Origin of the sequence: Paraburkholderia suaedae (assembly GCF_040812055.1) — a bacterium.
Taxonomy (GTDB): Bacteria; Pseudomonadota; Gammaproteobacteria; order Burkholderiales; family Burkholderiaceae; genus Paraburkholderia.
On sequence record NZ_JBFOAH010000009.1, the window covers coordinates 157770 to 183287 of the forward strand.

Sequence of the window (25518 nt, forward strand, 5' to 3'; positions counted from 1 at the left end):
TGAACGGGGCTATGCCCGAGGGACGCGGACGGCATGCGGCGGCACGACATTGGCGGTTCGCTACCTTAGGCGTGGGTCAGGCAGGCTTGGTTCCTTGGGCGGCCAGCGCCCATGAGATCGCCGCTTCGGTCGCACCTATTCGCGGCTATTCGCGGATACGCATTGCGATGCATGACATTTCGCCAACGGCTCGCGGTTCACGACGTTCAAAATACGCAACGTCAGATGAGGTGCTTCGTAATGAAGCGCCATTGCGCCTCGGTCACCGGTGTGATCGACAGCCGGTTGCCTTTGGCGAGCACGCGCATGTCGCGCAATTCTTCATGCTCGCGCAGTGCGGCAAGCGGAATCAGCGGGATCTTCTTCTTGAATACCACGTCGACGAGCAACCAGCGCGGCGTTTCGTGCGACGACTTCGGGTCGTAATACGGGCTCTTCTTGTCGAATTGGGTCGGGTCCGGATAAGCAGTGGACGAGACTTCCGCGAGCCCCGCAATGCCGGGTTCAGGACAGCTGGAATGATAGAACAGCACGCCGTCGCCGACTTGCATCATGTCGCGCATGAAGTTGCGTGCCTGGTAATTGCGCACGCCTGTCCATGGCAACGTGCGCTGCGGTGCATTGGCGAGATGGTCGATGCTTGCTTCGTCCGGTTCGGACTTCATTAGCCAGTAGCGCATGAATCGGATTGAACGTTGGAGGTTGGACGATGCACGAGACGATTGCAGCGCACTGAAACGCCAATGAGACCATTGAGACGCCGACGAGACGTCCCGCACAACCGAGGCGAAAAAAAACGGCACCGGACCCAAGTCCGATGCCGTTCCACATAAGGTCCCCGCCTTAGCCGCTAGGCCGGCATCCTGAACCGGGGGTTCAGAATTGGTCGCAGTTAGCAACACTTCGGGTACATCAGACAGAGTGACGCGCACACCCGTGCTACAAATTTCCGCAACCGTGCACATGGCATTGGTTCAAGGAATATATGACCTTGGCGAACCAGGCAGGGAAGCTAAACCGATGAAGCTTAAGCGATTGAACTCAAACGTTTGCCGAGGTTTGCTCGCGTACTTCGTTTGAATCCGCAGCCGATCTCTGGACCGGCCGGCAGATAGTTACTGCATGCTGTACTGCTCGATCACAGTACCCAGTTGTTCGTTCATTTGCTGCATTGTACGCCGGATTTCTTCAGCGGGAAATGCTTCTCCGTGTCGAACGCTGGATTGCAGGTTAAGCAGTTCTGATGCCAGCGACAGCGCGGCCATGACAGCAATGCGATCGATGCCGCGCACGTTGCTGTTATTGCGGATCTTCGACATTTCAGCGTCGACGCGAGCGACCGCTTCGAGCAGCGCGCCTTCCGTTTCCGGCGAGCACGCGAGGCGATAGGGCACATCGAGAATGGAGACTTCGATCTGCTTGGTGGTCATGCGTTTTCTCCGTGGCGGGTAACGTCGCTCTGCGCTTCGACTGCATGCTGAGCGGGCTCGAGCAGATCGAGCTGGTTATCCGGCTCGCTGCTCGCGCGTACCCGCGGCAGCTTTTCGAGAATCGCATTCAGGCGCACTTGCGCGTCGTCGATCTTGGCGGACAGCGTATCGCGTTCCGCTTGCAGCGCATCGCGCTCTTCGCGCACGTGCGCAAGCTCCGCGCGCGTCGCCTCGGCTTCGGCACGCGACTGAGCGAGTTGCTCTTCGAGCGCGAGCCGCGCTTCGTGATGGCGCTGGCTGATCGCAATCAGCTTGCCGATATTCTGTGAGAGTGATTCCAGTTCGGTGAGCATGTGCTGCGTCCTCTAAAGACATCGCATTTTAGCGCGGAATATTGGGAGGCTCCGACAATTGTCTCGTTTCGAGACGTAACAATCCCGCTTTGTGCAGGCTTTTGCGGACCGTACGACAAAAACGTACTCGCCCGTCGGACAATAACCTGCACTTTACAGAAACAGGGCGCGTGCGCATTGACCTGTCTTGACTCACTTCGAGTGCGCTCATAAACTGCGCGCACTCTGGTGCCCGCGCGCGCTTGTCCACAGTGCGCGCAGTTAAACGGGAAGCAGAACGCGCGTTCATATGAACTAACGCGCGAAACCTGCGCTGCCCCCGCAACGGTAAGCGACCGCATTCGTCATGCAGGTCGATCTCGGCGCGTGTTCTAAGTTCAACATGCGAGTGTGCCACTGCGCGTTACGCGTGGGAAGGCGGGATCGATGTGTCGCCAGCCCGGATACCGGCCAGAGGGAGAGGTACGTTCGCCGCGAAAGTGTCAATGCCGTGGGTTGCCTCGTTACGCATCGGCCTGCGGGGAAGCGGGCCGCGCCCGCTTTCCACAGGAATGTCATCCCATGCTGTGTCCCATCGCCCGCGCGACGTTGCTCGCTTTTGCGGGCTTGCCGCTCGTCGTGGACGCTGCGGCTGCGTCGTCCGCCGGGTTATCCGCTCAATCGCCCGCTGCTGTGTCTGCAACGCCGTCTTCGTCTTCTTCCATAGCGTCACTCGATGCATCGTTCACCGCGTTGTCGCCGGTCGTCGTCACCGCGGAGCGCGGGCCTCAAACGCTCGCCGATGCGATCCCGCAGACCTCGCTATTCGATCAGCAGGATATCGCCGACACGACCGCCACCGACTTGCCCGGCCTCCTGCAACTCGCACCGGGCGCGCAAATTTCACGCACAGGCGGCCCGGGATCGACGGCGAGCGTCTATTTGCGCGGAGCGTCGTCGACGCAAACGCTGTTGCTGATCGACGGCGTGCGAGTCGATTCGGTGAGTCTCAGCGCGCCGCAACTCGCGCAGATTCCGCTCGATCAGATCGATCATGTGGAAGTGGTGAACGGCAACGTGTCCGCGTTATACGGCTCGGGCGCGATCGGCGGCGTGGTCCACGTGTTCACGAAAGACGGCGGCGACCATCCGCCGCGTTTCAACTTTTCGCTCGGCTACGGCAGCTATCACACGCAGACGCAGCAGGCGGGCGTGAACGGCGCGCTGGACAAAGACGGCCGCACGACTTTCAGCATCTCGCTCGCGCGCGCGAAGGACGATGGTTTTTCGTCGCTCGATCCGCAGCAGGCGCCCAACGCCAATCCGAACGCGAACGGCTATCTGAACGAGAGCGTGTCGGCTTCGGTGCGCCACAAGTTCACCGACCGATGGGACGCCGGCGTCAGCTACTTCCAGTCGAACGGCAATAACAGCTACGACAACGCGTATGGCGTGCCGACCGATCTGAACAATCTGTACAGCAAGGTGCGCCAGACGTCGGTGTTTGCGAACGGCAAGCTGACCGACTGGTGGACCACGCATTTCACCGTCGCCGAAGGCGACGACCGCAGCGTGTCGAAGACCAACGGCGTCTACAACGGCCGCTTCGACACCGACAATCGCCAGTACACGTGGCAGAACGATTTCGCGTTCGCCGCGCAGCAGAAGCTGCAACTCGGCTATGAGCATCTCGACCAGCGCCTCGACTCCGATACGTTCGCCGCGCCGGACCGTCATGTGGATTCGGGCTTCGTCGGCTATACGGGACGCTTCGGACGCAATCAGATTCAGGCCAACATGCGCCACGATCAGTATTCCGATTTTGGCGGGGCGAACAGTTACTATCTCGGCTACGGCTTCGACATCACCCGGCACTGGAAGGCAACCGCAAGCTACGCGGATTCGTTTCGCGCGCCGAGCTTCGACGATCTGTACTATCCGATCAGCGGCAATCCGTCCATCCGGCCCGAGCGCAGTCACTCGATCGAAGCGGCGTTGCAGTATGCGTCGAGCGCGCTCGGCGTGATGCGAGTGAGCGCATTCCAGACGCGCTATTCGGATCTGATCGACTACGCGCAGGTGACGCCCGGCATCTATCTGGCCGAGAACGTCGGTCATGCCAAGGTGCAGGGGCTCGAGGGCTCGTGGAGCGGGCATGTCGGCAAGACGGACGTGCGCGCGTCGCTGACGCTGCAAAACCCCGTCGACCTCGACAACGATGTCGACCTCGTGCGGCGCGCGCGGCGCTTCGGTTCGCTGGCGGTAAACCGCAGTATCGCGGGGTGGCGCGTGGGCGGCGAGTGGATCGTGAGCGGGCCGCGCGAGGACAGCAGCGGCAAGCTGGGCGGCTACGGCGTCGTGAATCTGTCGGCGCGCTATAACATCACGAAAGCATGGTACGTGGCCGCGCAAATCCAGAACCTGTTCAACAAGGACTATGAAACGGCCTACTCGTATAACTCGCCGGGACGCGGTGCGTATGTCACGGTCGGCTGGCAGCAGCAATGATCGCTGCGCCGCGTTGAGCGCGCGCGCATGAGCCGTCATGCGCAGTCGTTGCCCGGCGCGATGCGTGCGATGAGCGCGAAGCGCGCGGCCGCGATCTGGCTGGGGCTCGCGGTGATCGCGCTGGCGGTGCTGATCGCATCGCTCGCGTTGGGCAGCGTGGCGCTTGCGCCTCTCCGCGTGTTGGCGGCGCTGCTGCCGTCGCACGCGTGGCCGGCTGGCTCGGCTGCATCGTCCGATCTTGCTGGCGAGATCGTGCGCACACTGCGTTTGCCGCGCGCGGTGGCGGGCTTCGCGTGCGGCGCCTTGCTCGCGCTGGCCGGCGCGTTGCTGCAGGTGCTGTTGCGCAACCCGCTCGCCGAACCTTATGTGCTGGGCGTCTCTGGCGGTGCGGCGACGTTCGCGCTCATCGCGATGATCGCCGGCTGCGCATGGTGGGTCGTCGACGCCGGCGCGTTCGCCGGCGCGCTCGTATCGATGCTGCTGGTGCTCGGCCTCGCGCGCCGCGAGTTGTGGCGCGGCGAGCCGCAGGACACGTCGCCGCGTTTGCTGCTGACCGGCGCGGTGATCGCGGCCGGGTGGGGCGCGCTCATCACGCTGCTGCTCAATGTCGCGCCGGATAGCCGTTTGCGCGGCATGCTGTTCTGGCTGACGGGCGATCTGAACGGCGGCCCGATGCCGTGGACCGCACTCGCCGCGCTCGTCGTCGCATTGCTGGCGATCGTGCCGGCGGCGCCGCGCCTGAACGTGCTGCTGCGTGGCGATGCGGCGGCGCAGGCGTTGGGCGTGGCGGTGCTGCCGCTGCGCTTGCGCGTGTACCTGGTGGCGTCGCTCGCCGCGGCCGCCGCCGTGACGACGGCGGGCACCATCGGCTTTGTCGGCCTGGTGGTGCCGCACATGTTGCGGCTCGCGTTCGGCAACGATCAGCGCATGCTGCTGCCGGCCGCGGTGCTCGGCGGCGGCGTCGCGGTGATGGGCGCGGATCTGATCGCGCGGACCGTGGTCGCGCCGGCGCAATTGCCGGTCGGCGTGATCACGTCGATCGTCGGCGTGCCGGTGTTCCTGTGGATGCTATTGCGCAGGCGCCGCTGATGCGCTCCGACGCCAGCGTGTCCGCTCCCGCTCTCAGCGCGCAACAGCTGACGTTGCGCGCCGGCGCGCGCACGTTGCTCGACGCGTTCACGCACAGCTTCTACGCAGGCGAGATCTGGTGCGTCGCCGGGCCGAACGGCGCGGGCAAGACCACGCTGCTGTCGACGCTCGCGGGCCTCGCGCGGCCGGCGGCGGGCCACGTCGAACTGGATGGCGTGCGTGTGTCCGAGTGGCAGGCGCTGCCGCTCGCGCAGCGCCGCGCGTTGATGCCGCAAAGCGCAGCCGACGCGTTCAGCGCGAGCGTGCTCGATATCGTGACGCTGAATCGCTTTCCGCACCTGAGCGGCTGGGGCTGGGAGAGCGCCGCCGATCGCGCCGCCGCGCACGCCGCGCTCGAGTTGTTGGGCCTTGGCGCATTCGCCGCGCGCGACGTGCTGTCGCTGTCGGGCGGCGAGCGTCAACGCGTGGCGCTGGCGGCAGTGCTATGCCAGGACGCGCCGCTTTTGCTGCTCGACGAACCTGTGTCGCATCTCGATCTGCATCATCAGATCGATTGTCTCGAAGCGCTCGCCGCGTGGACTCGCGAGCCGGGGCGCACCGTGATGTTCTCGTGCCACGACCTGAACCTCGCGCGCCGCTTCGCGACGCACGCGCTGCTGCTCGACGGCGAGGGCGGCGTGTATGCCGGCGCGGTGCATGACGTGCTCACGCCCACGTTGACGAGCCGCGCGTTCGGTTATCCATTGATCCTGATTCGCGACGGCGAACACGAGGCGCTCATTCCGGCGCCGCGTGCGCGTGATGAATCGCGTGGCGGCAATGACTTGCCCGCAGGCTAACGAATCCATCCGACTACTCTCTTTTTTTCAGACCACGTTCATGACTTCTTTGCTCTACCCGGCCGGTTTGCCCGAAGTCGATGCGCTCGATCAAACGCTGCGCGCCGAGCTGCAACACGTCATCGATACGAAGACAAAGCCGCCCGGCAGTCTCGGCAGGCTCGAAACGCTGGCCCTTCAGATGGGCCTGATCCAGCGCAGCATGCAGCCTACCGTGCGGCGCCCGGCAATGATCGTATTCGCGGGCGATCACGGCATTGCCGCCGAAGGCGTGAGCCCCTATCCGCAAACGGTGACAGCGCAGATGGTCGCCAATTTTCTCGCGGGCGGCGCGGCAATCAATGCGTTGAGCCGGGTGGCCGGTCTCGAACTGGAAGTGGTCAACGCGGGCATCGCCACGCCGCTCGCGTCGACCCATGGACTGGTCGACATTCCGGTGGCGAGCGGCACACGCAACTTCGCGCATGAGCCCGCGATGACATCCGCCCAGGCGCTCGCCGCGCTGCAGGCGGGCGCGGCGCGGGTGCGCCACCACGCGGCGCTCGGCACCAACGTGATCGGTTTCGGCGAGATGGGGATCGCGAATACGTCGTCGGCCGCCTGCCTGATGAGCCGCTTGTGCGGCGCGCCGATCGACGAATGCGTCGGGCGCGGCACCGGTCTCGACGACGCGGGCCTCGCGAAAAAGCGCAACGTGCTGGCGTCGGCGCTTGCGCAACACGCCGCGGCGATCCGTCCGCTCGAGGTGCTCGCCACCTTCGGCGGCTTCGAGATCGCGATGATGACCGGCGCGTATCTCGCCGCCGGCGAAGCGCGTATGACGATCCTCGTCGACGGCTTCATCGCGACTGCGGCCCTGCTGGTCGCCGATGCGCTCGCGCCGAACGTACGTGAGTATTGCGTGTTCGCGCATGCGTCGAACGAGGCGGGGCATCGGCGCATGCTCGATCACTTCGGCGCGCGGCCGTTGCTGTCGCTGGACATGCGGCTCGGCGAAGGCACCGGCGCCGCGCTTGCCGTGCCGCTGCTGCGCGCGGCCGTCGCGTTCGTCAACGAGATGGCGAGCTTCGATTCGGCCGGCGTCGCGAATCGTGAAGCATGAGTGCCGAGCCCTCCGCCGCTTCACCTCGACCAACCTGCAAACGACCCACTCATGAACCCGCTCGCGGAACTGCGCTATTTCTTCACCGCGCTCGGTTATTTCACGCGGGTGCCCGTGCCGCGCTGGGTCGGCTTCCAACCGCACTACCTGAACGCGGCGGCGCGCTATTTTCCGCTGGTCGGCGCTGTTGTCGGCGGGTTGAGCGCGCTCGTCTATCTGGCCGCGCTGCACCTGTTTCCGCCGGGCGTGGCGGTGCTGCTATCGATGGCCGCGTCGCTGCTGTTCACAGGCGCCTTTCACGAGGACGGTCTGGCCGATTGCGTCGATGCGTTCGGTGGCGCATATAAGCGAGACGATGCGTTGCGCATCATGCATGACTCACGCATCGGCGCTTTCGGCGCCATCGCGCTGGTGATCGCGCTAGCGCTGAAGTGGCAGACGTTAGCGGCGTTGCCGCCGCTGCGCGCCGCAAGCCTGATGATTGCCGCGCATGCCGCGAGCCGCGCAAGCGCGATCAGCTATCTGGCCACGCTCGACTACGTACGCGCCGCAGGCAAAGCGAAGCCGGTCGCACAGCGCCTGAGCGGGCCGGCGCTACTGTGCGCGGCGCTGTTCGGTCTGCCGTGGCTGCTGTGGCCGAACGGACCGGGCGTGCCGGATTGGCGCTTCGCAGGCTCGATCTTCGCGGTGCTGATGGTGCTTCGTCTCCTCATGGGCCGTTATTTCGTCAGACGCATTGGCGGTTACACCGGCGACTGCCTCGGCTTCGCGCAACAGATTTTCGAATTGAGCATTTACCTGGTGGGGCTTGCATGGATATCGTCCTGATTCGTCATCCGGCCGTCGCGCTCGATGCGGGCGTGTGCTACGGCCATAGCGATGTGGCGCTCGCCGCCGCCGCCGACATCTCGGCGAGCGCGCTCGCGCTGAAGCTCGCGAAACTGCAGGTGCCGGCGCCACGCGTGTTGATGTCGAGTCCATTGACGCGCTGCTCGGCGCTGGCCGCCGAGATGGCGAGCGACTTCGGCTGCGTGCTCAGTCACGACGACCGGCTCAAGGAGATGAATTTCGGCACTTGGGAGGCACAGCGCTGGGATGCGATCGACCGCACGCTGCTCGACCAATGGGCCGCCAATTTCGAGCATGCTCGCGTGCATGGGGGTGAGAGCGTCGCGCAATTCGTCGCCCGGGTGCGCGCGTGGCTCGACGCGTTCTCGCAAACGCGCGAGTTGTCGCCCGCGTACGTGGTCACGCACGCGGGCGTGATGCGGGTGATCGCGTCGCTGGTGCTGAACATGCCGCTGGAGCGCTGCCTGAGATGGTCGCTCGACATGGCCGGGATGGTCTGGCTGCGTCGCGACGACGAATCCCAACAGTGGGCGTTGGCGCGCTGGAACGCGTGAGCTGGTTTACTGCGCGGCGGGCGTTCTGCGCGAACGCGCCGTTTCCAGGTCCACGCAAAGCTGCCGCGCGCCCTCCACGATGCGCGGCGCCGGACGGTTGATCAGATCGCCGTCGATTGCGAACAGGTTGTTGCGCATGACCGCCGTCAGGCCCGGCCATGCGCGCCATGTGTCGAGCTGCGGCAGGCCCGTGTCGGGCTGCGTTGCGCCGGGCGCGGAGGTGACGATCGCTTCGGGGTTCGCGGCGAGCACCGCTTCTGTCGAGACCGTCGGCACCAGCGGCTCGAGTGCTGCAAACACGTTGCGCCCGCCGCACAGCGTGATCACGTCGCTGACCATATGCTCGCCGTTGAGCGTCATCAACGGCTTGTTCCACACCTGGTAAAACACGCTCACGGGCGGCCGGTTCGCATACTGCGCGCGCAGGCGTGCGATGTCGCGACGATAGGCGGCAGCCGCCGTACCTGCGGCAGGTGAGGTGCCGAGCAATTGTCCGAGCTTCGTCAACGACACCGCCACGTCGTCCAGGTGATGGGGCTCGCTGAAGAACAGTGGCACGTGCAATTCGCGCAGACGATCGAGTTGCTGCTGTGCATTGCCGTGCCGCCACACGACGATCAGATCGGGCCGCAACGCGACGATACGCTCCAGATCGAGCGCCTTGTTGTCGCCGACGCGCGGCAGTTGCTTCGCTTCAGGCGGGTAGTCGCTATACGACACGGCGCCGACTATCTTTGCGCCGCCGCCCGCTGCGTACAGCAGTTCCGTGACGTGCGGCGCGAGGCTGATCACGCGTTGTGCCGGTGCGGGCAGCGTGACGGTTGCGCCGGTGTCGTCGGTGACGGTGATGGCGGCGTGCGCATGCAGCGAGATCGCGCACAGAGCGACGGCGATGAAAGCGGGGACCAGGCGGGCGAGAGGGGTCATCGGGCGCAAGGGTTGAAAGCGCGCGGCGCGCGCGGGGAAGAGCCAGCCAACGGGAGCACGCGGCATCGTGTCAAACGGCTCGCGCGGGGTCGATTGCCTGCACCGCTGCGCGCAAGCTTGCGTCGAAGCGCGCCCATTCATCATCGCTCGCGGGCAAGCCGAAACGCACGCTGCCCGACGGCGCGAACAGCCGCGTCCATACGCCGCGTCGCGCCAATGCTTCATGCAGGGCGGCGGCGCGCGCGTCGTCGGTCCATGCGAAGAGCGGCGTGCCGTGCGTCGCGAAACCTCGCGCAAGCAAAAGCGCGGTCAGACGCGTGCTTTCGCTATGCAGCCGGGTGCGCATTTGCCGCTGCCATGCTGCGTCGGCGAAGGCGGCTGTGACCGCATGGCGGGCCGGTCCGCTAACCGTCCACGCGCCCAGCGAACGGCGCAACGCGCCGAGCAACGCCGGCGCAGCGAGCACGAAGCCCGCGCGCACACCGGCGAGTCCGAAGAATTTGCCCGGCGAGCGCAACACGATTAGCCCGTCCAGATACGTGCTGGCCGCGACGGACGCGGCCGGCATCGTATCGGCGAAGGCTTCGTCCACCAGCAGCGTGCCGCCGCGCGCGCGCAACTGCGCATGCCAATGCAGCAGCTTCGCGGCGCTCAGATGCTCGGCTGTCGGATTGTTAGGATTCACGATGATTGCGTGAGTCAGCGCGTCCGGCAAGCTGTCCGAGCGCACGTCGAGCGCCGCGACGCGATGGCCGGCCCGTGCGAAAGCCGGTGCATATTCGCCGTAGGTGAGCGGTGCGATGCCGACCGTCGCGCGCGGCAACAGCGCAGGCAGCGCGCGAATCGCCGCCTGGCTGCCGGCGACCGGCAGCACGTGCGCCGCATCCGGCGCGCCGTAATAGCGCGCGGCGCAGGCGGCAAAGCCGTCGCCTTCATCGGGCAGGCGGCGCCAGGCATCGGCGGGAACCGGCGGCACAGGGTAGCCGTGCGGATTGATTCCGGTCGACAGGTCGAGCCACTGCGCGTACGCAATGCCGTAGCGCTCGGCGGCTTCATGCAGATTGCCGCCGTGAACCACCGCGCCGTTTATCGCACTGCTCATCGGGTCAGCCATGCGATCAACCATGAAAGGGCACACTCAGCAATGCAAGCACGATCAACACCGCCAGCCACAGAATGATCGTGCGTTCGACCAGCGCCAGCGCGGCCGTCACGTGAGTTGCCTTGGCGGCATGTCCGAAGCCCAATGTCGGACGGTATTCGAGCGTGCCGTGATAGACCGCCGGCCCGCCGACCAGCACGTTCAGGCTGCCCGCGCCGGCCGCCATCACCGGGCCGGCATTCGGACTGTCCCAGCGCGGCGCCTGCTCGCGCCAGCAACGCCAGGCGGTGTGCGTGTCGCCGAGCAGTGCATAGCTCGCGGCGGTCAGGCGCGCGGGAATCCAGTTGAGCAGGTCGTCCAGGCGCGCCGCGGCCCAGCCGAAGCGGCGATAGCGCGGCGTGCGGTAACCCCACATCGCATCGAGCGTGTTGGCGAGGCGAAAGCCGAGCGCGCCGGGACCACCGGCGATCGCGAACCAGAACAGCGCGCCGAAGATCGCGTCGTTGCCGTTTTCGAGCGCGGATTCGACGGCTGCGCGCGCGAGCGCGGCTTCATCGGCCTGGGTCGTGTCGCGCGAGACGATCTGCGCGGTCAAGTGGCGCGCTTGCGCGAGATCGCGTTGGGCAAGAGCCCGCGCGATCGGCGCGATGTGATCGTGCAGACTGCGCGCGCCGAGCGCGAACCACAGCAAAGCGACATGCACCGCGCAGGCCGCAAGCAACGGCAGCACCGCGACCAGCCACCACGCGATCAGCACCGGCGGCAGCACTGCCAGCCCCCACGCGGCGAGACCCTTGAGCCGCAAGCGCCGGCCCGTGTTGAAGCGCTGATCCAGGCGCTTCGCCCAGCGGCCGAACGCGACCAGCGGATGCGCCGCGCGCGGTTCGCCGAACCAGCGGTCGATGGTGACGCCCGCGGTCGCCAACGTCGCGATCAAAGGAAGCGAGAGCATCACGCGCGGCCTGCTGTTTTCAACGCGAGCGGCAAGCCCGCGACCATCATCGTGGCGGTCGTGCTCAATCCGGCGATGCGCTGGTTCAGGCGGCCGAGCTCGTCGACGAACCGACGCGTGGCCGCGCCGAGCGGCACCACGCCCAGGCCGATTTCATTGCTGACCACGATCACCTTGCCGCGCGCGGCGGTGAGCGCCGCTTCGAGCGCGGCGACCTGCGCGTCATAGTCAGCGAGCGGCAGCGCTTCACCTTCGGCAGGGCACAGCAGGTTGGCGAGCCACAGCGTCAGGCAGTCGATCAACACGCACTGGGCGGGCGCGTCCGTTTGTCTGAGCGCGCCGGCGAGATCGGCGTCCGCTTCGACGAGGCGCCACTGTGCGGGACGCCGTGCCCGATGATGCGCGATGCGCGCGCTGAATTCGGCGTCGTCGGCGATGCGGGCTGTGGCGATGTAGGTGACGGGAAGGGCGCTGTCGCTGGCGAGCTGCTCGGCGTGCACGCTCTTGCCCGAACGGGCGCCGCCGAGAACGAAGGTGAGGTCGCGGGGAATCATCGTGCGATTGTACCGGCGTGCAGCGCCGGGCGGCGCGATGGGATAATGCGGCGGGCTTGATGTTGGGTCGTTGCGGCTTCGTTGCCGCTTCGCCTTTCGTTCACTGCCACTGGCTCTAACGCTTTCTCACCGCTGAATCCCCACAACCGTGACCGACTCGCCCGCTCCGACTGCAACCCCGACCCCGCCCGACGCGATCCACGTGCCGCGCGGCACGCTGATGATCCAGGGCACCACGTCCGACGCCGGCAAGAGCACGCTGGTCGCCGGCCTCTGCCGCCTTGCGCGCCGGGCGGGCGTGCGGGTCGCGCCGTTCAAGCCGCAGAACATGGCGCTCAACAGCGCGGTGACAGTCGACGGCGGCGAGATCGGCCGCGCGCAGGCGCTGCAGGCGGTGGCCGCCGGGATTGCCGCGCACACCGATCTGAACCCGGTGCTGCTCAAGCCCACCAGCGATCGCGGCGCGCAGGTGATCATCCACGGCAAGGCGCGCATGAATCTCGATGCGCGCGCGTATCACGACTACAAACCGGTCGCGTTCGAGGCCGTGCTCGCCTCCTATGCGCGTCTGCAAGCGGCTTACGACACGATCTTCGTCGAAGGCGCGGGCAGTCCCGCCGAGATCAATCTGCGCGAGCGCGACATCGCCAACATGGGGTTCGCGCAAGCCGTCGATTGTCCGGTGGTGCTGGTGGCCGACATCGACCGCGGTGGTGTGTTCGCGCATCTGACCGGCACGCTGGCGTGTCTGTCGGCAAGCGAGCAGGCGCGTGTACGCGGCTTCGTCATCAACCGTTTTCGCGGCGACATCGGCTTGCTGCAGCCGGGGTTGGACTGGCTGGAAGCGAAAACCGGCAAGCCGGTGCTCGGCGTCGTGCCGTATCTGCACGGGCTGACGCTCGACGCGGAAGACATGCTGCCGCCCGAGCTGCGCGCCGCGCACCGCGGCGGAGCGCAAAGAATGCTGCGGGTGGTCGTGCCGGTGCTGCCGCACATCAGTAATCACACGGACTTCGACGCGTTGCGCGCCCATCCGCAGGTCGACTTCCACTACGTGCGAAGCGGCACGCCACCGCCGCCGGCCGATCTGATCATTCTGCCTGGGTCGAAAAACGTGCGCGGCGATCTGGCGTTCCTGCGCGAGCAGGGCTGGGACGCGGTGTTGCAAAAGCACCTGCGCTACGGCGGACGGGTGATCGGCATCTGCGGCGGAATGCAGATGCTGGGGCGCGAAGTGGCCGATCCGCACGGCGTGGAAGGCGCCCCGGGGACGTCGGCGGGGCTCGGCTGGCTCGATTACTCGACGGTGCTCACGCGCGAGAAGACGCTGAAGAACGTGACCGGGCGCCTGGCATTGCCCGGTTCGCCCGACGTGGTCGGCTACGAGATTCACATGGGGGAGACGCGCGGCCCGGCACTCGACGCGCCCGCGTTGCAACTGGAAACGGCACAGGCGGCGCACGAGGCGCGCGATGCGCATCCGGACGGCGCGATCTCCGCCGACGGCCAGCTTCTCGCCACCTACGTGCACGGCTTGTTCGACACACCGTCCGCGTGCGCCGCGTTGCTTGCGTGGGCGGGGCTGGCGGATGCGGACGAACTCGACTATCCGGCGTTGCGTGAAGCGTCGCTGGATCGGCTGGCCGACACCCTTGCCGCGCACCTCGATCTCGGGAAGCTTTTTGCGGCGATCGGTTGATGGCGGTCAGCCGGAACGCCGCGATTCAATCGTATGGGGAAGTAATTAAACTATTGGCAACTGTTTTTCGATTCGAGCGGTTCGAATAGAGTTCATGCCATCGACGGCTGCCGGCCGTCCCCTTATCAAGGACTCTTCATGAACTCGAACCGCTCCCCCGATCTGGCCGCGCTACTGCTTCGCGTTGCGTTGAGCGTGCTCTATCTCGCCCACAGTCTGCAAAAGATTTTTGTCTTCACGCTGCCCGGCACCGCGCAATTCTTCGTGTCGCTCGGCTTGCCGGGGTGGCTCGGCTATCTCACGGCATTCGTCGAACTGCTTGGCGGCGTCGCGCTGCTGCTCGGGGTGCAGGTGCGCTGGGTCGCGCTGGTGCTGCTGCCGTTCATGCTCGGCGCGATGTCGGCGCATCTGCACAACGGCTGGGGCTTCGCTTCGCCGAACGGCGGCTGGGAATATCCGGCGTTCTGGGCGGTGACGCTGGTGGTGCAGGCGCTGCTCGGCGGCGGTGCGCTGGCAATCAGCGCCGCGAAGGCGCCACGCGCGGCGGTTGCTTGATCTTTGGGCCGCTACGGCAAGCAGTCGACCATGCTGCTTGCCACTGCCGAGCCCCGCAATTGACCATTGACCCGAAAGCGGCTCAACGGTCCCAGACGAAGGCCTCTCGCTACCGCAGCGCAGCGCACGGGGCCTGTCGTCGTCAATACAGCACCATCTGCGTGCAGCGAAAGAGAGCCATGGTCTTGCCGTTCGGACCGGTCACCGTGGCGTCCCAGACCTGTGTGCTGCGCCCCAGGTGCACGCCCCTCGCCACCGCGCGGATGACCCCTTCGGTCGCCGTGCCAATAAAGTTGCTCTTCAGCTCGATCGTCGTGAAATTGCGCGCCGTCTGCGGCAAATGCGCAAGGCACGCGTAGCCGCAGGCGCTGTCGGCCAGACCGATCACACTGGCCGCGTGCAAAAAGCCGTTCGGCGCGAGCAACTCTTCGCGCACGGTCAACTCCGCGCTCAGCATCCCCTCTTCCAGGGACAGCACACGCAGGCCAAGCCAGCCAGGCAGCTTGCCTCGCTGGCGTTCGTGCAGACTTTCGATCGTGTATTCCGGGCGGAGCTGGGTCATGACTTTGGGGTCCTTGATGAAAAAAACCTGCAGGGTAAAGCGGTCGATTCGCCGTTGGGGGCTTCGCCGCGTTGCATTTGTCGATATTATCAACGGCTGGATCGGCGGGTGATCTGCAAATGCACGGATCTGAGCCCGCCGGCGCAAGTCACAGTAAAAGCGCGGCAAACCGGCTGGCGGAGCCCAGCCTTCTTTCCGGGAGAACTCATGACGGTGATCGTGGTGGCGAATCCGAAGGGCGGCGTGGGTAAAAGCACGCTAGCAACCAATCTGGCCGGCTATTTCGCGGCGGCCGGCGAATGGGTTGCGCTGGCCGACCTCGACAGGCAGCAGTCCGCGCAGGGGTGGCTGGCGCTGCGCCCCGACACGCTGCCGGCCATCGAAAGCTGGGCAGTCAATCAGGACGCGCCGGCCAAACCGCCCAAGGGTCTGGAGCATGCGGTCGTCGATACGCCGGCCGGCTTGCACGGTAATCGCCTGAGCATCGCGCTGGACCTCGCCGACAAAGTGATCGTGCCGCTGCAGCCATCCATGTTCGACATTCTCGCCACGCAGGACTTTCTCGAGCGACTGGCGAAGGAAAAAGCGGTCAGGAAAGGGGCGATCGAAATCGGCGTGGTGGGCATGCGCGTCGACGCGCGCACGCGCTCGGCGGAGCAGTTGCATCGTTTTGTCGAGGGGTTGAATCTGCCGGTGCTGGGTTTTTTGCGCGACACGCAGAACTACGTGCAACTGGCGGCGCACGGCCTGACCCTGTGGGACGTCGCGAAAAGCCGCGTGGAGAAAGATCTGGAGCAATGGCAGCCGATCCTCGACTGGACCAACGGCGGCGGCAAGAAGCGTTGAAGCGGGGTAGACGAGCGGCCGTGGCTGCCGGAGCCAGCCGCTAGTCTTGCCGGGCCCTCATGCGGGCAAGCTGGCCAACCTGCCGAACTTGTGTCAATTAACGCGCCAGGCCGGCGTGTCAAACAACGTGCATGCGAGAGATGCCCGGTAAGCGGCTAGAGAGGGGCTGAAACGAGCAACTGCTGGCCGATTGACGTCCCGTTTTTCACGTCCAGTTCTGCGTCGGCACGTGGTCGCGGCTGCCCTTGATCCTGTTGTTGTCGTCGACGAACACCAGGTCCGGCTTCCAGCCTGCCTTCAATTCCGCTTCATCGACCACCGCAAACGCCGCGATGATCACCAGATCGCCCAGCTGCGCGCGCCGCGCGGCAGAGCCGTTCAGCGAGATCATGCCGCTGCCGCGTTCGCCCTTGATCGCGTAGGTCGAGAAGCGCTCGCCGTTGTTGATGTTCCAGATGTCGATCCGTTCGTTTTCGACGATGTTCGCCGCTTCCAGCAAGTCTTCGTCGATCGCGCACGAGCCTTCGTAGTGCAGCTCGCAGTGCGTGACCGCGACACGGTGAATCTTCGACTTCAGCATGTTGCGTTGCATGACCGATCCTGTGTGGCGTCAGTTAAGGCTTCAGATTTCGAGGTTGTCGATCAGTCGCGTCGCGCCCAGCTTCGCCGCGGCCAGCACGACCAGTTGCGCGTTGGCGTCCTGCGCGCCGGGCGGAAGGAGGTCCGAGCGCTTGCGCACCGCGACGTAGTCCGGCTGCCAGCCGCGCGCGGCCAGCGCGGCCATCGCCGCCTGTTCGACTTTGGCGAAGTCGCGCTCACCGGCGAGCACCGCGTCGCGTACGCGGTTCAGTTCCGTGGCCAGCATCGGCGCTTCGGTGCGTTCCGCGGGCTGCAGGAAGCGGTTGCGCGAGCTGAGCGCCAGGCCGTCGGCGTCGCGCACGGTTTCCGCGGCGACGATCTCGGTCGGCAATGCGAACTGGTGGCACATGCGGCGCACGATCATCAGCTGCTGATAGTCCTTCTTGCCGAACACCGCGACGCGCGGCTGCACACACGACATCAGCTTCATCACCACGGTGCACACGCCCTGGAAAAAACCGGGGCGGAATTCGCCTTCGAGGATGTCGCCCAGATCATGCGGCGGATGCACGCGATACTCCTGCGGCTCCGGATACAGATCTTTCTCGGTCGGCGCGAACAGCACGTAGACGCCTTCTTTCTGGAGCTTGTCGATGTCGGCTTCGAGCGTGCGCGGGTATTTGTCGAAATCTTCGTTCGGGCCGAACTGCAGCCGGTTCACGAAGATGCTGGCCACCACCGGGTCGCCATGCTGGCGCGCCAGACGCATCAGCGACAGATGGCCCTCATGCAGATTGCCCATGGTCGGCACAAAGGCGGTGCGATTCTGGCCGCGCAACTGGTCGCGCAATTCATGGATCGAGCTGATGACTTTCATGATCGGACTGAAATTTCCTCGCGCGGCGCGCGACTCGGTTGGCGCAAGACTTCAGGCAATCGCGCGGGCCGCCGCCTCGTGACGGATGACGGGTTTTCAGCGCGCGATTGTAGTGGATTTGTGCGCTCGGCGCACCGGACTCAAGCGAAGCGGGGCGGCACGCGCCGCTCCGGTGCCGGATGGCACGGCGCCGGTCTCAGGCCGGCAGATAGCCAAGGCGCACGTAGATAGGCGCAAACGGCTCGGCCTGGGTGATGTCGACGAGCGATTCGCGGCATAGCTCGAGCACGGCGATGAAATTCACCACCACCACCGGCACGCCGCGCGTGGTGTCGAACAGGTCGGAGAACTCGATAAAGCGCGCGTTCTGCAACTGCCGCAGGATCGAGCTCATGTGCTCGCGCACCGACAGCTCCTCGCGCGAAATCTTGTGATGCTGCACCAGCTTCGCGCGCTTGATCACGTCGGCCCACGCGGCGCGGAGGTCTTCGCTGTTCACGTCGGGAAAGCGCGGCGTGATGCTTTGCTCGATATAGACCTCGGCGCGCAGGAAGTCGCGTCCGAGTTGCGGCAACTGGTCGATGCGCTGCGCGGCGAGCTTCATCTGCTCGTACTCCAGCAGGCGGCGCACCAGTTCCGCGCGCGGGTCTTCGGCCTCGTCGCCGCTGTCGGCCTTCTTGACCGGCAGCAGCATGCGCGACTTGATCTCGATCAGCATCGCGGCCATCAGCAGATATTCGGAGGCGAGTTCGAGATTGGTCTGACGCAACTGGTCGACGTAACCGAGGTACTGGACCGTGACGTCCGCCATCGGGATGTCGAGCACGTTGAAGTTCTGCTTGCGGATCAGGTACAGCAGCAGATCCAGCGGCCCTTCGAAGGTTTCGAGAAACACCTCGAGCGCGTCCGGCGGGATATACAGGTCCGTCGGCAGCTTGAAGAGCGGCTCGCCGTATAGACGCGCAAACGCAATGCCGTCGACGGTGTCGGGCGTCGAATCGGTGGTGGGCGCGGCGAGTGTGGCGTCGGCCGGGGCCGCGCCGTGCGCCTCGTCGGCGTGGCTCACGCGCTTAGAAGTTTTGATAGTAAGCGTAGGGCGTCTGTTCTACGCGCGACGCTTTCTGCTCGGCGCGTTCTTCCAGATCGACCGGCTGCTTGTCCCACAGCAGCGCGCGGCCGCGGCGTTGCTCGGCTTCCAGATCGGGCTTCTGTTGCTTGAGCTGATTCAGGAACTGGGTGATGTCCGATTGATACATGGCTCGACGTCCGTGGGTGGATGAGGTGGGCTCTGCCCGGCGAAAACGCGAGACGGTGCCGTTACCGGGGAATTTTACCGCATGCGCCGCGCGCGGTCTAAAAACGGCGGCGGCGCTCCTTTTTGAGAGGCTCGCGATCGCTCCGATGTGGTCAAATAGCATGCCTTGCCCGCCGCCACGCGGCCGGGCAAAACGAAGAATTTATCAACCGAGGCCGGAGGTCCTGTTTGGCGGGATGTTCGATCGACAAGCCGCATCGGCGGCAAGAAAATGCCGGTTGGAGGCACGGGTGCGCTGCCCGGCCAGCGCAAGCGTCAGGCTGGCTGCGGGCGTGGCTGGCCTTCGGCATCGTCGCGCTGGCGCTGGTTGCCGGCACAGCACAAGCCGCGCGCGCGACGCCCAGCTACAAGGTCGATGTGGTGGCCACGCCGCGCTCGCTGCGCAAACTGCTCGAGCAGCATCTCGATATTGCCCGCTTCGCCAAACGGCCCGACATCAGCGACGACCAGTTCGCGTTCCTGATTACCGCCACGCCGCAGCAGGTGCGCGATCTGGCCGCGACGCAGGGCTATTTCACGCCGGTCGTGCGCACCGACGTGCGCACCGTCGACAACACGCGCCGCGTCACAGTGAACGTCGATCCCGGGCCGCAAACCATCGTCAAGTCGGTCGAACTGACGTTTCGCGGCGCAGTGCTCACCGAAGACAAGACACAGGAAAACGCTACGCGCTTCGCGTTCTCGCTGCACGAAGGCCAGCCGTTCACGCAGGGCGGCTGGGACGACGCGAAGAACGCGTCGCTGCGGGCGCTACAGTCGCGCCGGTATCTCGCCGCGAAGATCTATCACTCCGAGGCGCTGATCGATCCGCGCACGCGCGAAGCCAAACTGTCGGTCATCTACGATAGCGGGCCGACCTTCACGATGGGCCAACTGGACGTGTCGGGCACGCGGCGCTATCCCGAATGGATCGTGCGCAATGTCAATCCGATTTCCCCCGGCGACATCTACGACACGCGCAGCGTCGCCGAACTGCAGCGGCAGTTGCAGAACACGCCGTACTTCGCGAGCGTCGCAATCGACCTCGACAACGACCCGGCCAAGCCGATGGACACGCCGATCCACGTGAAGGTGTCCGAATTTCCGTTTCACAGCTTTCGCGGCGGCGTGGGTTATTCCACTGACAACGGCGCGCTCGTGCAGGGCGCGTACTCGTATCTGAACACGTTCGGCAAGGCGTGGCCCTTTACGGTGGAGGGCCGCGCCGACCAGACCCAGCAGTACGGGCAAATCCAGCTGTCGATGCCGCCGGGGCCACGCGCATGGACCAATAGCGCGCTGGCGTCCTACACCACCACGGACGTCTCCGACACGCGCATCTACAGCATCCGCGGCGGTGTGCAGCGCGCGCGCACCGCGCAGTTCCTCGATTACAACTACTCGCTCCTGTTCTATCAGGACCGGCTCGACCAGAACACGGCGCCGCCCACCACGGCGCATGCGCTGGTGCCGGCCTGGTCGTGGACTCGCCGCGACACCGACGACCCGCTCTTCCCGCGCCGTGGCAACGTCGTGCACGTGGAGGCGGGCTTTGCGATCAAGGGCATACTGACCGAACAGACCTTCATCCGCGGCTACGCGCGCGGCCAGCAATACCTGCCGATCGGCAACGACGACATCGTGCTGTTGCGCGCCGAGTTGGGCGGCGTGTTCACGAGCGGCAGTTCGAGCGGCATTCCGGCCTCCCTGCTGTTCCGCGCGGGCGGATCGAACTCGGTGCGCGGCTACGGCTTTCAGAGCATCGGCAACAACGTCGGCGGTTCGGTGCTGCCGACCAAATATCTGCTGACGGGGGCGGCCGAGTATCAGCACTGGTTCTCGCACGATTGGGGCGGCGCCGTCTTCTTCGACATCGGTACGGCCACCGACACCTGGGGACAAAAGGTCTTTTACCCCGGCGTCGGCGTGGGGGCGCGCTGGCGCAGCCCGGTCGGCCCGGTCAATGTGGACGTTGCCTACGGAATCCGCAACCACAGCGTGCGGCCCTATCTGACACTGGGCATCGCCTTCTGATGAAAAACCGCTTTGGTACGAACCGCGCATGAGCAAGGACGCAGCCGACCCCCCATCCGCGCAGCCGCCTGGCGCCAGCCCGCCTGGCCAGCAGCCGCCCTCCGGGCCGCCGCGCACGCGCCGGCTCGGCCGCGTGCTGCTGAAAACGTTCCTGTCGACGCTGGCGGTGCTGGTGGTGCTGCTGGCGCTGGCGGTTGGCCTGCTGTACGGCGCGCTGACCACCGAGCGCGGCACCGCCTATGCGTGGCAGGCGGCGGTCAAACTGCTGGGCGGCAAGCTCGGCGGCACGCTGGAGGGCGGCACGCTGGCCAACGGCGTGCAACTGCGACAAGTGCGCTGGCGCAGTCTGGACGGCACCGGCACCGACATCCAGATCGACCATGTGGCGGGCCGCTGGGCGCTTGCGCGTGCGCCTTGGCGCTTCACCGTCGACTACCTGCACGTGGGCACGATCGACGCGCATATCGGCGCCTCCTCGTCGAGCAGCAAGCCGCTCAAGCTGCCGCAGGACCTGCGCTTGCCGATGCAACTCGACATTCGCGACGTGCAGGTCGACACGCTGCTGCTGCATCAGGGCACGTCGACGACCGAGCTGTCGCATTTCGTGTTTCATGGACGCAGCGACGGGCGCCATCACGAGGCCGCGATCGAACGGCTCGATACGCCGTTCGGGGCGGTGACGGCGTCGCTGAGGCTCGACGGCTTGCGGCCGTTTCCGCTCACCGGCGAGGTCGGCTATTCGGGCAAGGTCAACAACGAGGCCGTAGCGGTGGGCGGCCACCTGAGCGGCTCGCTCGAACAGCTTGTCGCCGAACTCGACGCGAGCGGCATGAAGCTCGCTGGCCACGCGCGGGTCGAGGCCACGCCGTTCGGCGCCGTCCCGCTGCAACGCGCGACACTGACCTTCGATCACGTCAATCCGCAAGCCTTCGCGCCGGGCGCGCCGCTGGCCGATCTGGCGGTGCGCGCGGATTTGCAGCCGGTGGCGCAGGGTGGAGCACGGGCGAATGAGGGTAAGGCGGAGGGTGCCGCCAGCGGCGCTGGGGCGGCCGGGCGCAGTGGGACGGCGAGCGGTGTCAACGGCGCTGCGGTGGGCGGGCGCAGTGGGACGGCGAGCGGTGTCGACGGCGCTGCGGTGGGCGGCGCGAGCGGTGCGGCGAGCGCCGCGAATGGCGCTCTGAGGGGCGGTGCGAGCAGTGCGGCCATCACAGCCAACGGTGCTGTGGTGGCCCGCGGCAGCCGTGCGGTGAGCAGCGCGAAGAGTGCTGCGGCGGGCGGCGCGAGCGGTGCAGCGAGCAGGGCCGATGGCAGCTTTGCGGCGACGGCCAGTGGCTCGACGGCGCCAGCAAGCGCCGGCAAAGCTGCTGCCGCTGCCGCGGCGCTCACCGGCACGCCTGCCGCCGGCAACGCAGCCGGCCCCGCGCAGCCTTCCACTACCGGCCACGGCACGCACGTTGCCGAGTCTGACACCGACAGCCAACGCGCGGCCGGTTTCGCGGTCGCCGGGCATGTGTCCATCGTCAACGCCAAGCCCGGCGCGATCGACCAGAAACTGCTGCCGCTCATCGACGCCAATGCCGATGTGCGGCTCGACGCCCACGCGCAGCATCTGTCGAATCTGAACGTGCGGATCGTCAAAAATGCGACGATCACCGGCGGCGGCAGCTTGACGGGCCGGCGAGGTCAGTTGGACCTGCGCGTCGCGGGACTCGACCTCAACGCGCTGCAAGCGACGGTGCGGCCCACGCAACTCTCTGGCTCGGTCGGCATCCGCCTGAACGACGACATTCAGAGCCTCACGCTCGATCTCGCCGACCCGCGCGCCGCGTTGCGCGCGCAGGGCAAGGTAACTTTCGACCCGGCGCGCATGAGTTTCAACGACGTGCGCATCACGTCGGGCCGCGGGCGCATCGACCTGTCCGGCGCGCTCAAGCACGACCCCAATTCCACGTATAACCTGAAGGCCGAACTGACGGATTTCGATCCGCTGACGCTGACCTCGCAGATGCCCGCGCGCACGCCGGTTACCGGGCCGTCCCCGGCGGCGGGCGGCGGGCAACCCGCGCGGACCGCGCAGGCCGCGCGGACCGTGGCCCAGGCGGGCACCACAGCCGGCGCAAAAAGCGCAGCGCCCGGCGACCAGGCCGCCGCGATCGCGAAAAACACCGCCAAAGCCGCCGTGCAGACGGAAGTGATCGAGCGCAAAACGCCGCCGCCCGCTCGCCGCCCGGGACGGGGCGCCCCGCCCGCGCCGCCCGCACGCAAGATCGAAGCGCGCGTGAACGGCACGCTCACCGCGGCCGGCGTGCTCGGCCCGGTCTTTACCACCAAGGCCGAATTCAGGCTCGGCCCGAGCGTCTACGACAACCTGCCGCTGACCGGTGGCGGCACGATCCAGCTGGCCGGCTCGCGGATCTTGCCGAGCCATGCCAATCTGTCGGTGGCGGGCAACCAGGTCGATCTGCAGGGCAGCTTCGGCGCGAGCGGCGACCGGCTGCGGTTTCGCGTCGATGCACCGCAGCTCGAGCGGCTCGGCTTCGGCCTCGCGGGCCTCGTAGCCGCCGATGGCGACCTCACCGGTTCGTTCGCGCATCCGAACGTCCTGCTGAACTATCGGGCCGAAAGCGTCGTGTTCGGCAGCAATCGTGTCGGCCATGCCCAAGGCCACGCGGAGTTGCGCGACGGCGCGAACGGCGCGCTCGCTTTTACCACCGACGCGCGCAATGTCAGCGCGGGCGGCGTCGATCTGGCCACGCTCACGGCGCGGCTGTCCGGCACGCGCGCCAATCACGCGCTCGAAGCCGCCGCGACCGGCAAGCTGCAGGGCCGTCCGCTGGATCTGACGCTCGCGGCCAACGGCAAACTGACCGAAGCGCGCGACGGCACGCGCTGGGACGGCACGGTGACGCGCCTGCAAAACCGCGGCACGCCGGCGCTCAATCTCGAGTCGCCGCTCGCGGTGAGCGCCGCGCCGCGCCGGCTGACGCTCGGCGCGACCCGCCTGACGATCGAAGGCGCGGTGCTGAGCCTGAAATCGTTCGCGTTCGATCACGGCAAGATCCAGTCGGCGGGTAGCCTGACAGACGTTTCGCTTGCGCGCCTGCAGCAGCTGCGGCATGAAATCACTGGAGAACCGCCGCCCGTCAGGACCGATCTGGTGTTCGACGGCGACTGGGACTTCTCGCTGGGCGCCACCGCCACCGGCCATATCCAGTTGCGGCGCCGCGGCGGCGACGTGACCGTCGAAATCGGCCGCGGCCTTGCGTCGCTGGGAATCGGCGACATCAGCGCGCGCGCCGATTTTACGGGCGGCAACCGGCTCAACGCGACGCTGCACGCGCAGGCGAGCCGGGTCGGCGTGATCGATGCCGACGCGCACACCACGCTGGTCATGCGCGACGGCCTGCTGACGTTCAACGAGGAAGGCGCGCTGGCGGGCAACGTGAAAGCCGATGTGCCGTCGCTGAAAACGACCGGCGGGCTGTTGGGCCCGAGCTACCTGCTCGACGGGCACCTCTCGCTCAGGCTGGCGCTCGCCGGCACGGTCGCGAGGCCGAGTCTGAGCGGCTTGCTGGCCGGCGATGGGCTATCCGCGACCGTCGTCGACCAGGGCGTGCAACTCAAGGACGGCGTCGTGCGCATCGCGCTTTCGCAGAATCTGGTCGACTTCCAGCAGGTCGAGTTCCACGGCGCAAGCGGCACCCTGCGCGCCACCGGCCGCGTGCGACTGGACAGCGCGGAGCCCGATCTGAGCGCGAGCATCGTCGCGGACAAACTCGAGTTGTTCGCGGCGCCGGACCGTAATCTGTCGCTCTCGGGCAGCGCCAGCATCGCCAACGGCGGCGCGGAGCGCGGCCTGGCAATCAACGGCAAATTCGTCGTCGATCACGCGTTGTTCGATCTGCCCGAGCAGGCCGCGCCGCGCCTGGGTGACGACGTGGCGGTCATCCGTCCGGATGGCACCGTGTCGGGCGGCCGGCCGCGTCCGGTGGCGGGCGGCCCGCAGCCGGTGAGCCCGTTCGCGCCACGTGCCAATATCGAGCTGAGTCTGGGCAACGACTTCCGCTTCCGCGCGCGCGGCGCCGATCTCGGCCTGACCGGCACGATCACTGCGATCAGCGCGCCGAACGTGCCGCTGCGCGCAGTCGGCAACGTACGCGTCACGCCGGGTTCGACGTACACCGCGTTCGGCCGAAAGCTCTCCATCGAAAACGGCTTTTTCACGTTCAACGGTCCGGTGACCAACCCCGGTATCAACATTCTGGCGATGCGCCGCAACCAGCAGGTCGAGGCAGGCGTGCAGGTGACGGGCACCGCGCAGATGCCGGTGGCGCGACTGGTGTCGGAGCCGAACGTGCCCGACAACGACAAGCTCTCGTGGCTGCTGTTCGGCCACGGCACCGATCAGGGCAACAACCTCGGCCAGCAAAGCACGATGACGACGGCCCTCGCGCTGCTCGGCAGCACGACCGGCCAGCGGATCGCGCAGACTGTCGGGCTCGACGAGTTTTCGATTGGGCGCAGCGAAGTCGGACTGACCGATCCGCAGGTGGTGATGGTGTCGAAGGCGATCAATGAGTGGCTCGTGATCGGCTATGAGCAGGGGTTGCAGTCGGCCAGCAACGCAATCAAGGCGACGATCAATCTGACGCGCTACTGGTCGGTGGTCGCGTACGGCGGCACGTTCTATGGGGCTAATGTGCTGTACACGCGGCGGTTCGACCGGTTTAAATCTTTGTGGTGATGGCGCAGTGGGGTGTGCGCGGCCCGTAGCCCTAGATTGAGGCCTGTAGCCAGGGATCCGGATACCGAAGCTCGGCAGCTCGGCAGCCCG

23 protein-coding genes, 1 other RNA gene and 1 riboswitch are annotated in these 25518 nt (G+C 66.4%); of the genes, 11 read left to right on the forward strand and 13 right to left on the reverse strand.

Annotation, left to right across the window (positions count from 1 at the left end; all coding sequences use genetic code 11):
• Nucleotides 1-221 precede the first annotated feature (221 nt).
• From ABQJ48_RS15255 to ABQJ48_RS15270, 4 genes are all read right to left on the reverse strand, one after another.
• Nucleotides 222-680: an EVE domain-containing protein gene (locus ABQJ48_RS15255; RefSeq protein ID WP_367838839.1), complete on the reverse strand. Its 459-nt coding sequence runs from the start codon at nucleotides 678-680 to the stop codon at nucleotides 222-224.
• Between the two features lie 151 nt (nucleotides 681-831).
• Nucleotides 832-1013, reverse strand: a non-coding RNA gene (gene ssrS, locus ABQJ48_RS15260) — 6S RNA.
• A 102-nt stretch (nucleotides 1014-1115) separates the two neighbouring features.
• Complete coding sequence (locus tag ABQJ48_RS15265; RefSeq protein ID WP_367838840.1) at nucleotides 1116-1430, reverse strand: cell division protein ZapA; 315 nt, start codon at nucleotides 1428-1430, stop codon at nucleotides 1116-1118.
• Complete coding sequence (locus ABQJ48_RS15270) at nucleotides 1427-1783, reverse strand: ATPase (protein ID WP_367838841.1); 357 nt, start codon at nucleotides 1781-1783, stop codon at nucleotides 1427-1429. The genes ABQJ48_RS15265 and ABQJ48_RS15270 overlap by 4 nt, the downstream gene beginning before the upstream one ends.
• Before the next feature lie 209 nt (nucleotides 1784-1992).
• Nucleotides 1993-2252, forward strand: a riboswitch (cobalamin riboswitch).
• A 92-nt stretch (nucleotides 2253-2344) separates the two neighbouring features.
• Here ABQJ48_RS15270 and ABQJ48_RS15275 point away from each other — a divergent pair.
• The 6 genes from ABQJ48_RS15275 to cobC are packed head-to-tail and all read left to right on the forward strand — an operon-like array spanning nucleotide 2345 to nucleotide 8703.
• Nucleotides 2345-4270: a TonB-dependent receptor domain-containing protein gene (locus ABQJ48_RS15275; RefSeq protein WP_367838842.1), complete on the forward strand. Its 1926-nt coding sequence runs from the start codon at nucleotides 2345-2347 to the stop codon at nucleotides 4268-4270.
• A 27-nt stretch (nucleotides 4271-4297) separates the two neighbouring features.
• Nucleotides 4298-5359, forward strand: coding sequence for a FecCD family ABC transporter permease (locus ABQJ48_RS15280; RefSeq protein WP_367838843.1), 1062 nt, complete (start codon nucleotides 4298-4300; stop codon nucleotides 5357-5359).
• Nucleotides 5359-6198 carry an ABC transporter ATP-binding protein gene (locus ABQJ48_RS15285; RefSeq protein ID WP_367838844.1) on the forward strand — a complete coding sequence of 280 codons (840 nt, stop codon included), beginning with the start codon at nucleotides 5359-5361 and terminating at the stop codon, nucleotides 6196-6198. The genes ABQJ48_RS15280 and ABQJ48_RS15285 overlap by 1 nt, the downstream gene beginning before the upstream one ends.
• Before the next feature lie 40 nt (nucleotides 6199-6238).
• Nucleotides 6239-7300: a nicotinate-nucleotide--dimethylbenzimidazole phosphoribosyltransferase gene (cobT, locus tag ABQJ48_RS15290; RefSeq protein ID WP_367838845.1), complete on the forward strand. Its 1062-nt coding sequence runs from the start codon at nucleotides 6239-6241 to the stop codon at nucleotides 7298-7300.
• 51 nt (nucleotides 7301-7351) lie between these two features.
• Nucleotides 7352-8128: an adenosylcobinamide-GDP ribazoletransferase gene (locus tag ABQJ48_RS15295; protein ID WP_367838846.1), complete on the forward strand. Its 777-nt coding sequence runs from the start codon at nucleotides 7352-7354 to the stop codon at nucleotides 8126-8128.
• Nucleotides 8113-8703, forward strand: a complete 591-nt coding sequence (gene cobC / locus ABQJ48_RS15300; RefSeq protein WP_367838847.1) for an alpha-ribazole phosphatase — start codon at nucleotides 8113-8115, stop codon at nucleotides 8701-8703. The genes ABQJ48_RS15295 and cobC overlap by 16 nt, the downstream gene beginning before the upstream one ends.
• 6 nt (nucleotides 8704-8709) lie before the next feature.
• On the opposite strand, the gene ABQJ48_RS15305 is transcribed toward cobC, so the two are convergent.
• The 4 genes from ABQJ48_RS15305 to cobU form a co-directional block, all read right to left on the reverse strand.
• Complete coding sequence (locus tag ABQJ48_RS15305; RefSeq protein WP_367838848.1) at nucleotides 8710-9630, reverse strand: cobalamin-binding protein; 921 nt, start codon at nucleotides 9628-9630, stop codon at nucleotides 8710-8712.
• 70 nt (nucleotides 9631-9700) lie between these two features.
• Complete coding sequence (cobD, locus tag ABQJ48_RS15310; RefSeq protein WP_367838849.1) at nucleotides 9701-10732, reverse strand: threonine-phosphate decarboxylase CobD; 1032 nt, start codon at nucleotides 10730-10732, stop codon at nucleotides 9701-9703.
• 16 nt (nucleotides 10733-10748) lie between these two features.
• The gene (gene cbiB, locus ABQJ48_RS15315) at nucleotides 10749-11684 is read right to left on the reverse strand and encodes an adenosylcobinamide-phosphate synthase CbiB (protein ID WP_367838850.1); all 936 of its coding nucleotides are present in this window, start codon (nucleotides 11682-11684) and stop codon (nucleotides 10749-10751) included.
• Nucleotides 11684-12238 (reverse strand): bifunctional adenosylcobinamide kinase/adenosylcobinamide-phosphate guanylyltransferase, encoded by a 555-nt coding sequence (gene cobU / locus ABQJ48_RS15320; protein WP_367838851.1) that lies wholly within the window; start codon nucleotides 12236-12238, stop codon nucleotides 11684-11686. Before cobU ends, cbiB begins: the two co-directional genes overlap by 1 nt.
• A 220-nt stretch (nucleotides 12239-12458) precedes the next feature.
• Here cobU and ABQJ48_RS15325 point away from each other — a divergent pair, with 220 nt between their 5' ends.
• Nucleotides 12459-13937 carry a cobyric acid synthase gene (locus ABQJ48_RS15325; protein WP_367838906.1) on the forward strand — a complete coding sequence of 493 codons (1479 nt, stop codon included), beginning with the start codon at nucleotides 12459-12461 and terminating at the stop codon, nucleotides 13935-13937.
• A 138-nt stretch (nucleotides 13938-14075) separates the two neighbouring features.
• Nucleotides 14076-14492 carry a DoxX family protein gene (locus ABQJ48_RS15330; protein WP_367838852.1) on the forward strand — a complete coding sequence of 139 codons (417 nt, stop codon included), beginning with the start codon at nucleotides 14076-14078 and terminating at the stop codon, nucleotides 14490-14492.
• Nucleotides 14493-14634: 142 nt separating this feature from the next.
• On the opposite strand, the gene ABQJ48_RS15335 is transcribed toward ABQJ48_RS15330, so the two are convergent.
• Nucleotides 14635-15054: a PaaI family thioesterase gene (locus ABQJ48_RS15335; protein WP_367838853.1), complete on the reverse strand. Its 420-nt coding sequence runs from the start codon at nucleotides 15052-15054 to the stop codon at nucleotides 14635-14637.
• 207 nt (nucleotides 15055-15261) lie between these two features.
• Between ABQJ48_RS15335 and ABQJ48_RS15340 the strand changes: the two genes are divergently transcribed.
• Entirely contained in the window at nucleotides 15262-15900 is a 639-nt protein-coding gene (locus ABQJ48_RS15340) for a nucleotide-binding protein (protein ID WP_367838854.1), read from the forward strand.
• 205 nt (nucleotides 15901-16105) lie between these two features.
• Here the strand turns inward: ABQJ48_RS15340 and panD are convergent, their stop codons facing one another.
• The 4 genes from panD to ABQJ48_RS15360 form a co-directional block, all read right to left on the reverse strand.
• Nucleotides 16106-16492, reverse strand: coding sequence for an aspartate 1-decarboxylase (gene panD, locus ABQJ48_RS15345; protein WP_007175926.1), 387 nt, complete (start codon nucleotides 16490-16492; stop codon nucleotides 16106-16108).
• Nucleotides 16493-16522: 30 nt separating this feature from the next.
• Nucleotides 16523-17356, reverse strand: coding sequence for a pantoate--beta-alanine ligase (panC, locus tag ABQJ48_RS15350; protein ID WP_367838855.1), 834 nt, complete (start codon nucleotides 17354-17356; stop codon nucleotides 16523-16525).
• 196 nt (nucleotides 17357-17552) lie between these two features.
• Nucleotides 17553-18422 (reverse strand): segregation and condensation protein A, encoded by an 870-nt coding sequence (locus ABQJ48_RS15355; RefSeq protein WP_367838856.1) that lies wholly within the window; start codon nucleotides 18420-18422, stop codon nucleotides 17553-17555.
• 4 nt (nucleotides 18423-18426) lie between these two features.
• Nucleotides 18427-18612 (reverse strand): DUF3460 family protein, encoded by a 186-nt coding sequence (locus tag ABQJ48_RS15360; protein ID WP_367838907.1) that lies wholly within the window; start codon nucleotides 18610-18612, stop codon nucleotides 18427-18429.
• 227 nt (nucleotides 18613-18839) lie between these two features.
• On the opposite strand from ABQJ48_RS15360, the gene ABQJ48_RS15365 reads away from it, so the two are divergent.
• Together ABQJ48_RS15365 and ABQJ48_RS15370 are read left to right on the forward strand one after the other, a co-directional pair.
• Nucleotides 18840-20684: an autotransporter assembly complex protein TamA gene (locus tag ABQJ48_RS15365; protein WP_367838857.1), complete on the forward strand. Its 1845-nt coding sequence runs from the start codon at nucleotides 18840-18842 to the stop codon at nucleotides 20682-20684.
• Nucleotides 20685-20712: 28 nt separating this feature from the next.
• Nucleotides 20713-25428 (forward strand): translocation/assembly module TamB domain-containing protein, encoded by a 4716-nt coding sequence (locus ABQJ48_RS15370; protein WP_367838858.1) that lies wholly within the window; start codon nucleotides 20713-20715, stop codon nucleotides 25426-25428.
• Nucleotides 25429-25518 lie beyond the last annotated feature (90 nt).

What these genes read in the sequence shown, in the direction of transcription:
- ABQJ48_RS15255 (WP_367838839.1), bottom strand. Translation starts at nt 680, where the DNA reads ATGCGCTACTGGCTAATGAAGTCCGAACCGGACGAAGCAAGCATCGAC.
- ABQJ48_RS15265 (WP_367838840.1), bottom strand. Translation starts at nt 1,430, where the DNA reads ATGACCACCAAGCAGATCGAAGTCTCCATTCTCGATGTGCCCTATCGC.
- ABQJ48_RS15270 (WP_367838841.1), bottom strand. Translation starts at nt 1,783, where the DNA reads ATGCTCACCGAACTGGAATCACTCTCACAGAATATCGGCAAGCTGATT.
- ABQJ48_RS15275 (WP_367838842.1), top strand. Translation starts at nt 2,345, where the DNA reads ATGCTGTGTCCCATCGCCCGCGCGACGTTGCTCGCTTTTGCGGGCTTG.
- ABQJ48_RS15280 (WP_367838843.1), top strand. Translation starts at nt 4,298, where the DNA reads ATGAGCCGTCATGCGCAGTCGTTGCCCGGCGCGATGCGTGCGATGAGC.
- ABQJ48_RS15285 (WP_367838844.1), top strand. Translation starts at nt 5,359, where the DNA reads ATGCGCTCCGACGCCAGCGTGTCCGCTCCCGCTCTCAGCGCGCAACAG.
- cobT (WP_367838845.1), top strand. Translation starts at nt 6,239, where the DNA reads ATGACTTCTTTGCTCTACCCGGCCGGTTTGCCCGAAGTCGATGCGCTC.
- ABQJ48_RS15295 (WP_367838846.1), top strand. Translation starts at nt 7,352, where the DNA reads ATGAACCCGCTCGCGGAACTGCGCTATTTCTTCACCGCGCTCGGTTAT.
- cobC (WP_367838847.1), top strand. Translation starts at nt 8,113, where the DNA reads ATGGATATCGTCCTGATTCGTCATCCGGCCGTCGCGCTCGATGCGGGC.
- ABQJ48_RS15305 (WP_367838848.1), bottom strand. Translation starts at nt 9,630, where the DNA reads ATGACCCCTCTCGCCCGCCTGGTCCCCGCTTTCATCGCCGTCGCTCTG.
- cobD (WP_367838849.1), bottom strand. Translation starts at nt 10,732, where the DNA reads ATGAGCAGTGCGATAAACGGCGCGGTGGTTCACGGCGGCAATCTGCAT.
- cbiB (WP_367838850.1), bottom strand. Translation starts at nt 11,684, where the DNA reads ATGCTCTCGCTTCCTTTGATCGCGACGTTGGCGACCGCGGGCGTCACC.
- cobU (WP_367838851.1), bottom strand. Translation starts at nt 12,238, where the DNA reads ATGATTCCCCGCGACCTCACCTTCGTTCTCGGCGGCGCCCGTTCGGGC.
- ABQJ48_RS15325 (WP_367838906.1), top strand. Translation starts at nt 12,459, where the DNA reads ATGATCCAGGGCACCACGTCCGACGCCGGCAAGAGCACGCTGGTCGCC.
- ABQJ48_RS15330 (WP_367838852.1), top strand. Translation starts at nt 14,076, where the DNA reads ATGAACTCGAACCGCTCCCCCGATCTGGCCGCGCTACTGCTTCGCGTT.
- ABQJ48_RS15335 (WP_367838853.1), bottom strand. Translation starts at nt 15,054, where the DNA reads ATGACCCAGCTCCGCCCGGAATACACGATCGAAAGTCTGCACGAACGC.
- ABQJ48_RS15340 (WP_367838854.1), top strand. Translation starts at nt 15,262, where the DNA reads ATGACGGTGATCGTGGTGGCGAATCCGAAGGGCGGCGTGGGTAAAAGC.
- panD (WP_007175926.1), bottom strand. Translation starts at nt 16,492, where the DNA reads ATGCAACGCAACATGCTGAAGTCGAAGATTCACCGTGTCGCGGTCACG.
- panC (WP_367838855.1), bottom strand. Translation starts at nt 17,356, where the DNA reads ATGAAAGTCATCAGCTCGATCCATGAATTGCGCGACCAGTTGCGCGGC.
- ABQJ48_RS15360 (WP_367838907.1), bottom strand. Translation starts at nt 18,612, where the DNA reads ATGTATCAATCGGACATCACCCAGTTCCTGAATCAGCTCAAGCAACAG.
- ABQJ48_RS15370 (WP_367838858.1), top strand. Translation starts at nt 20,713, where the DNA reads ATGAGCAAGGACGCAGCCGACCCCCCATCCGCGCAGCCGCCTGGCGCC.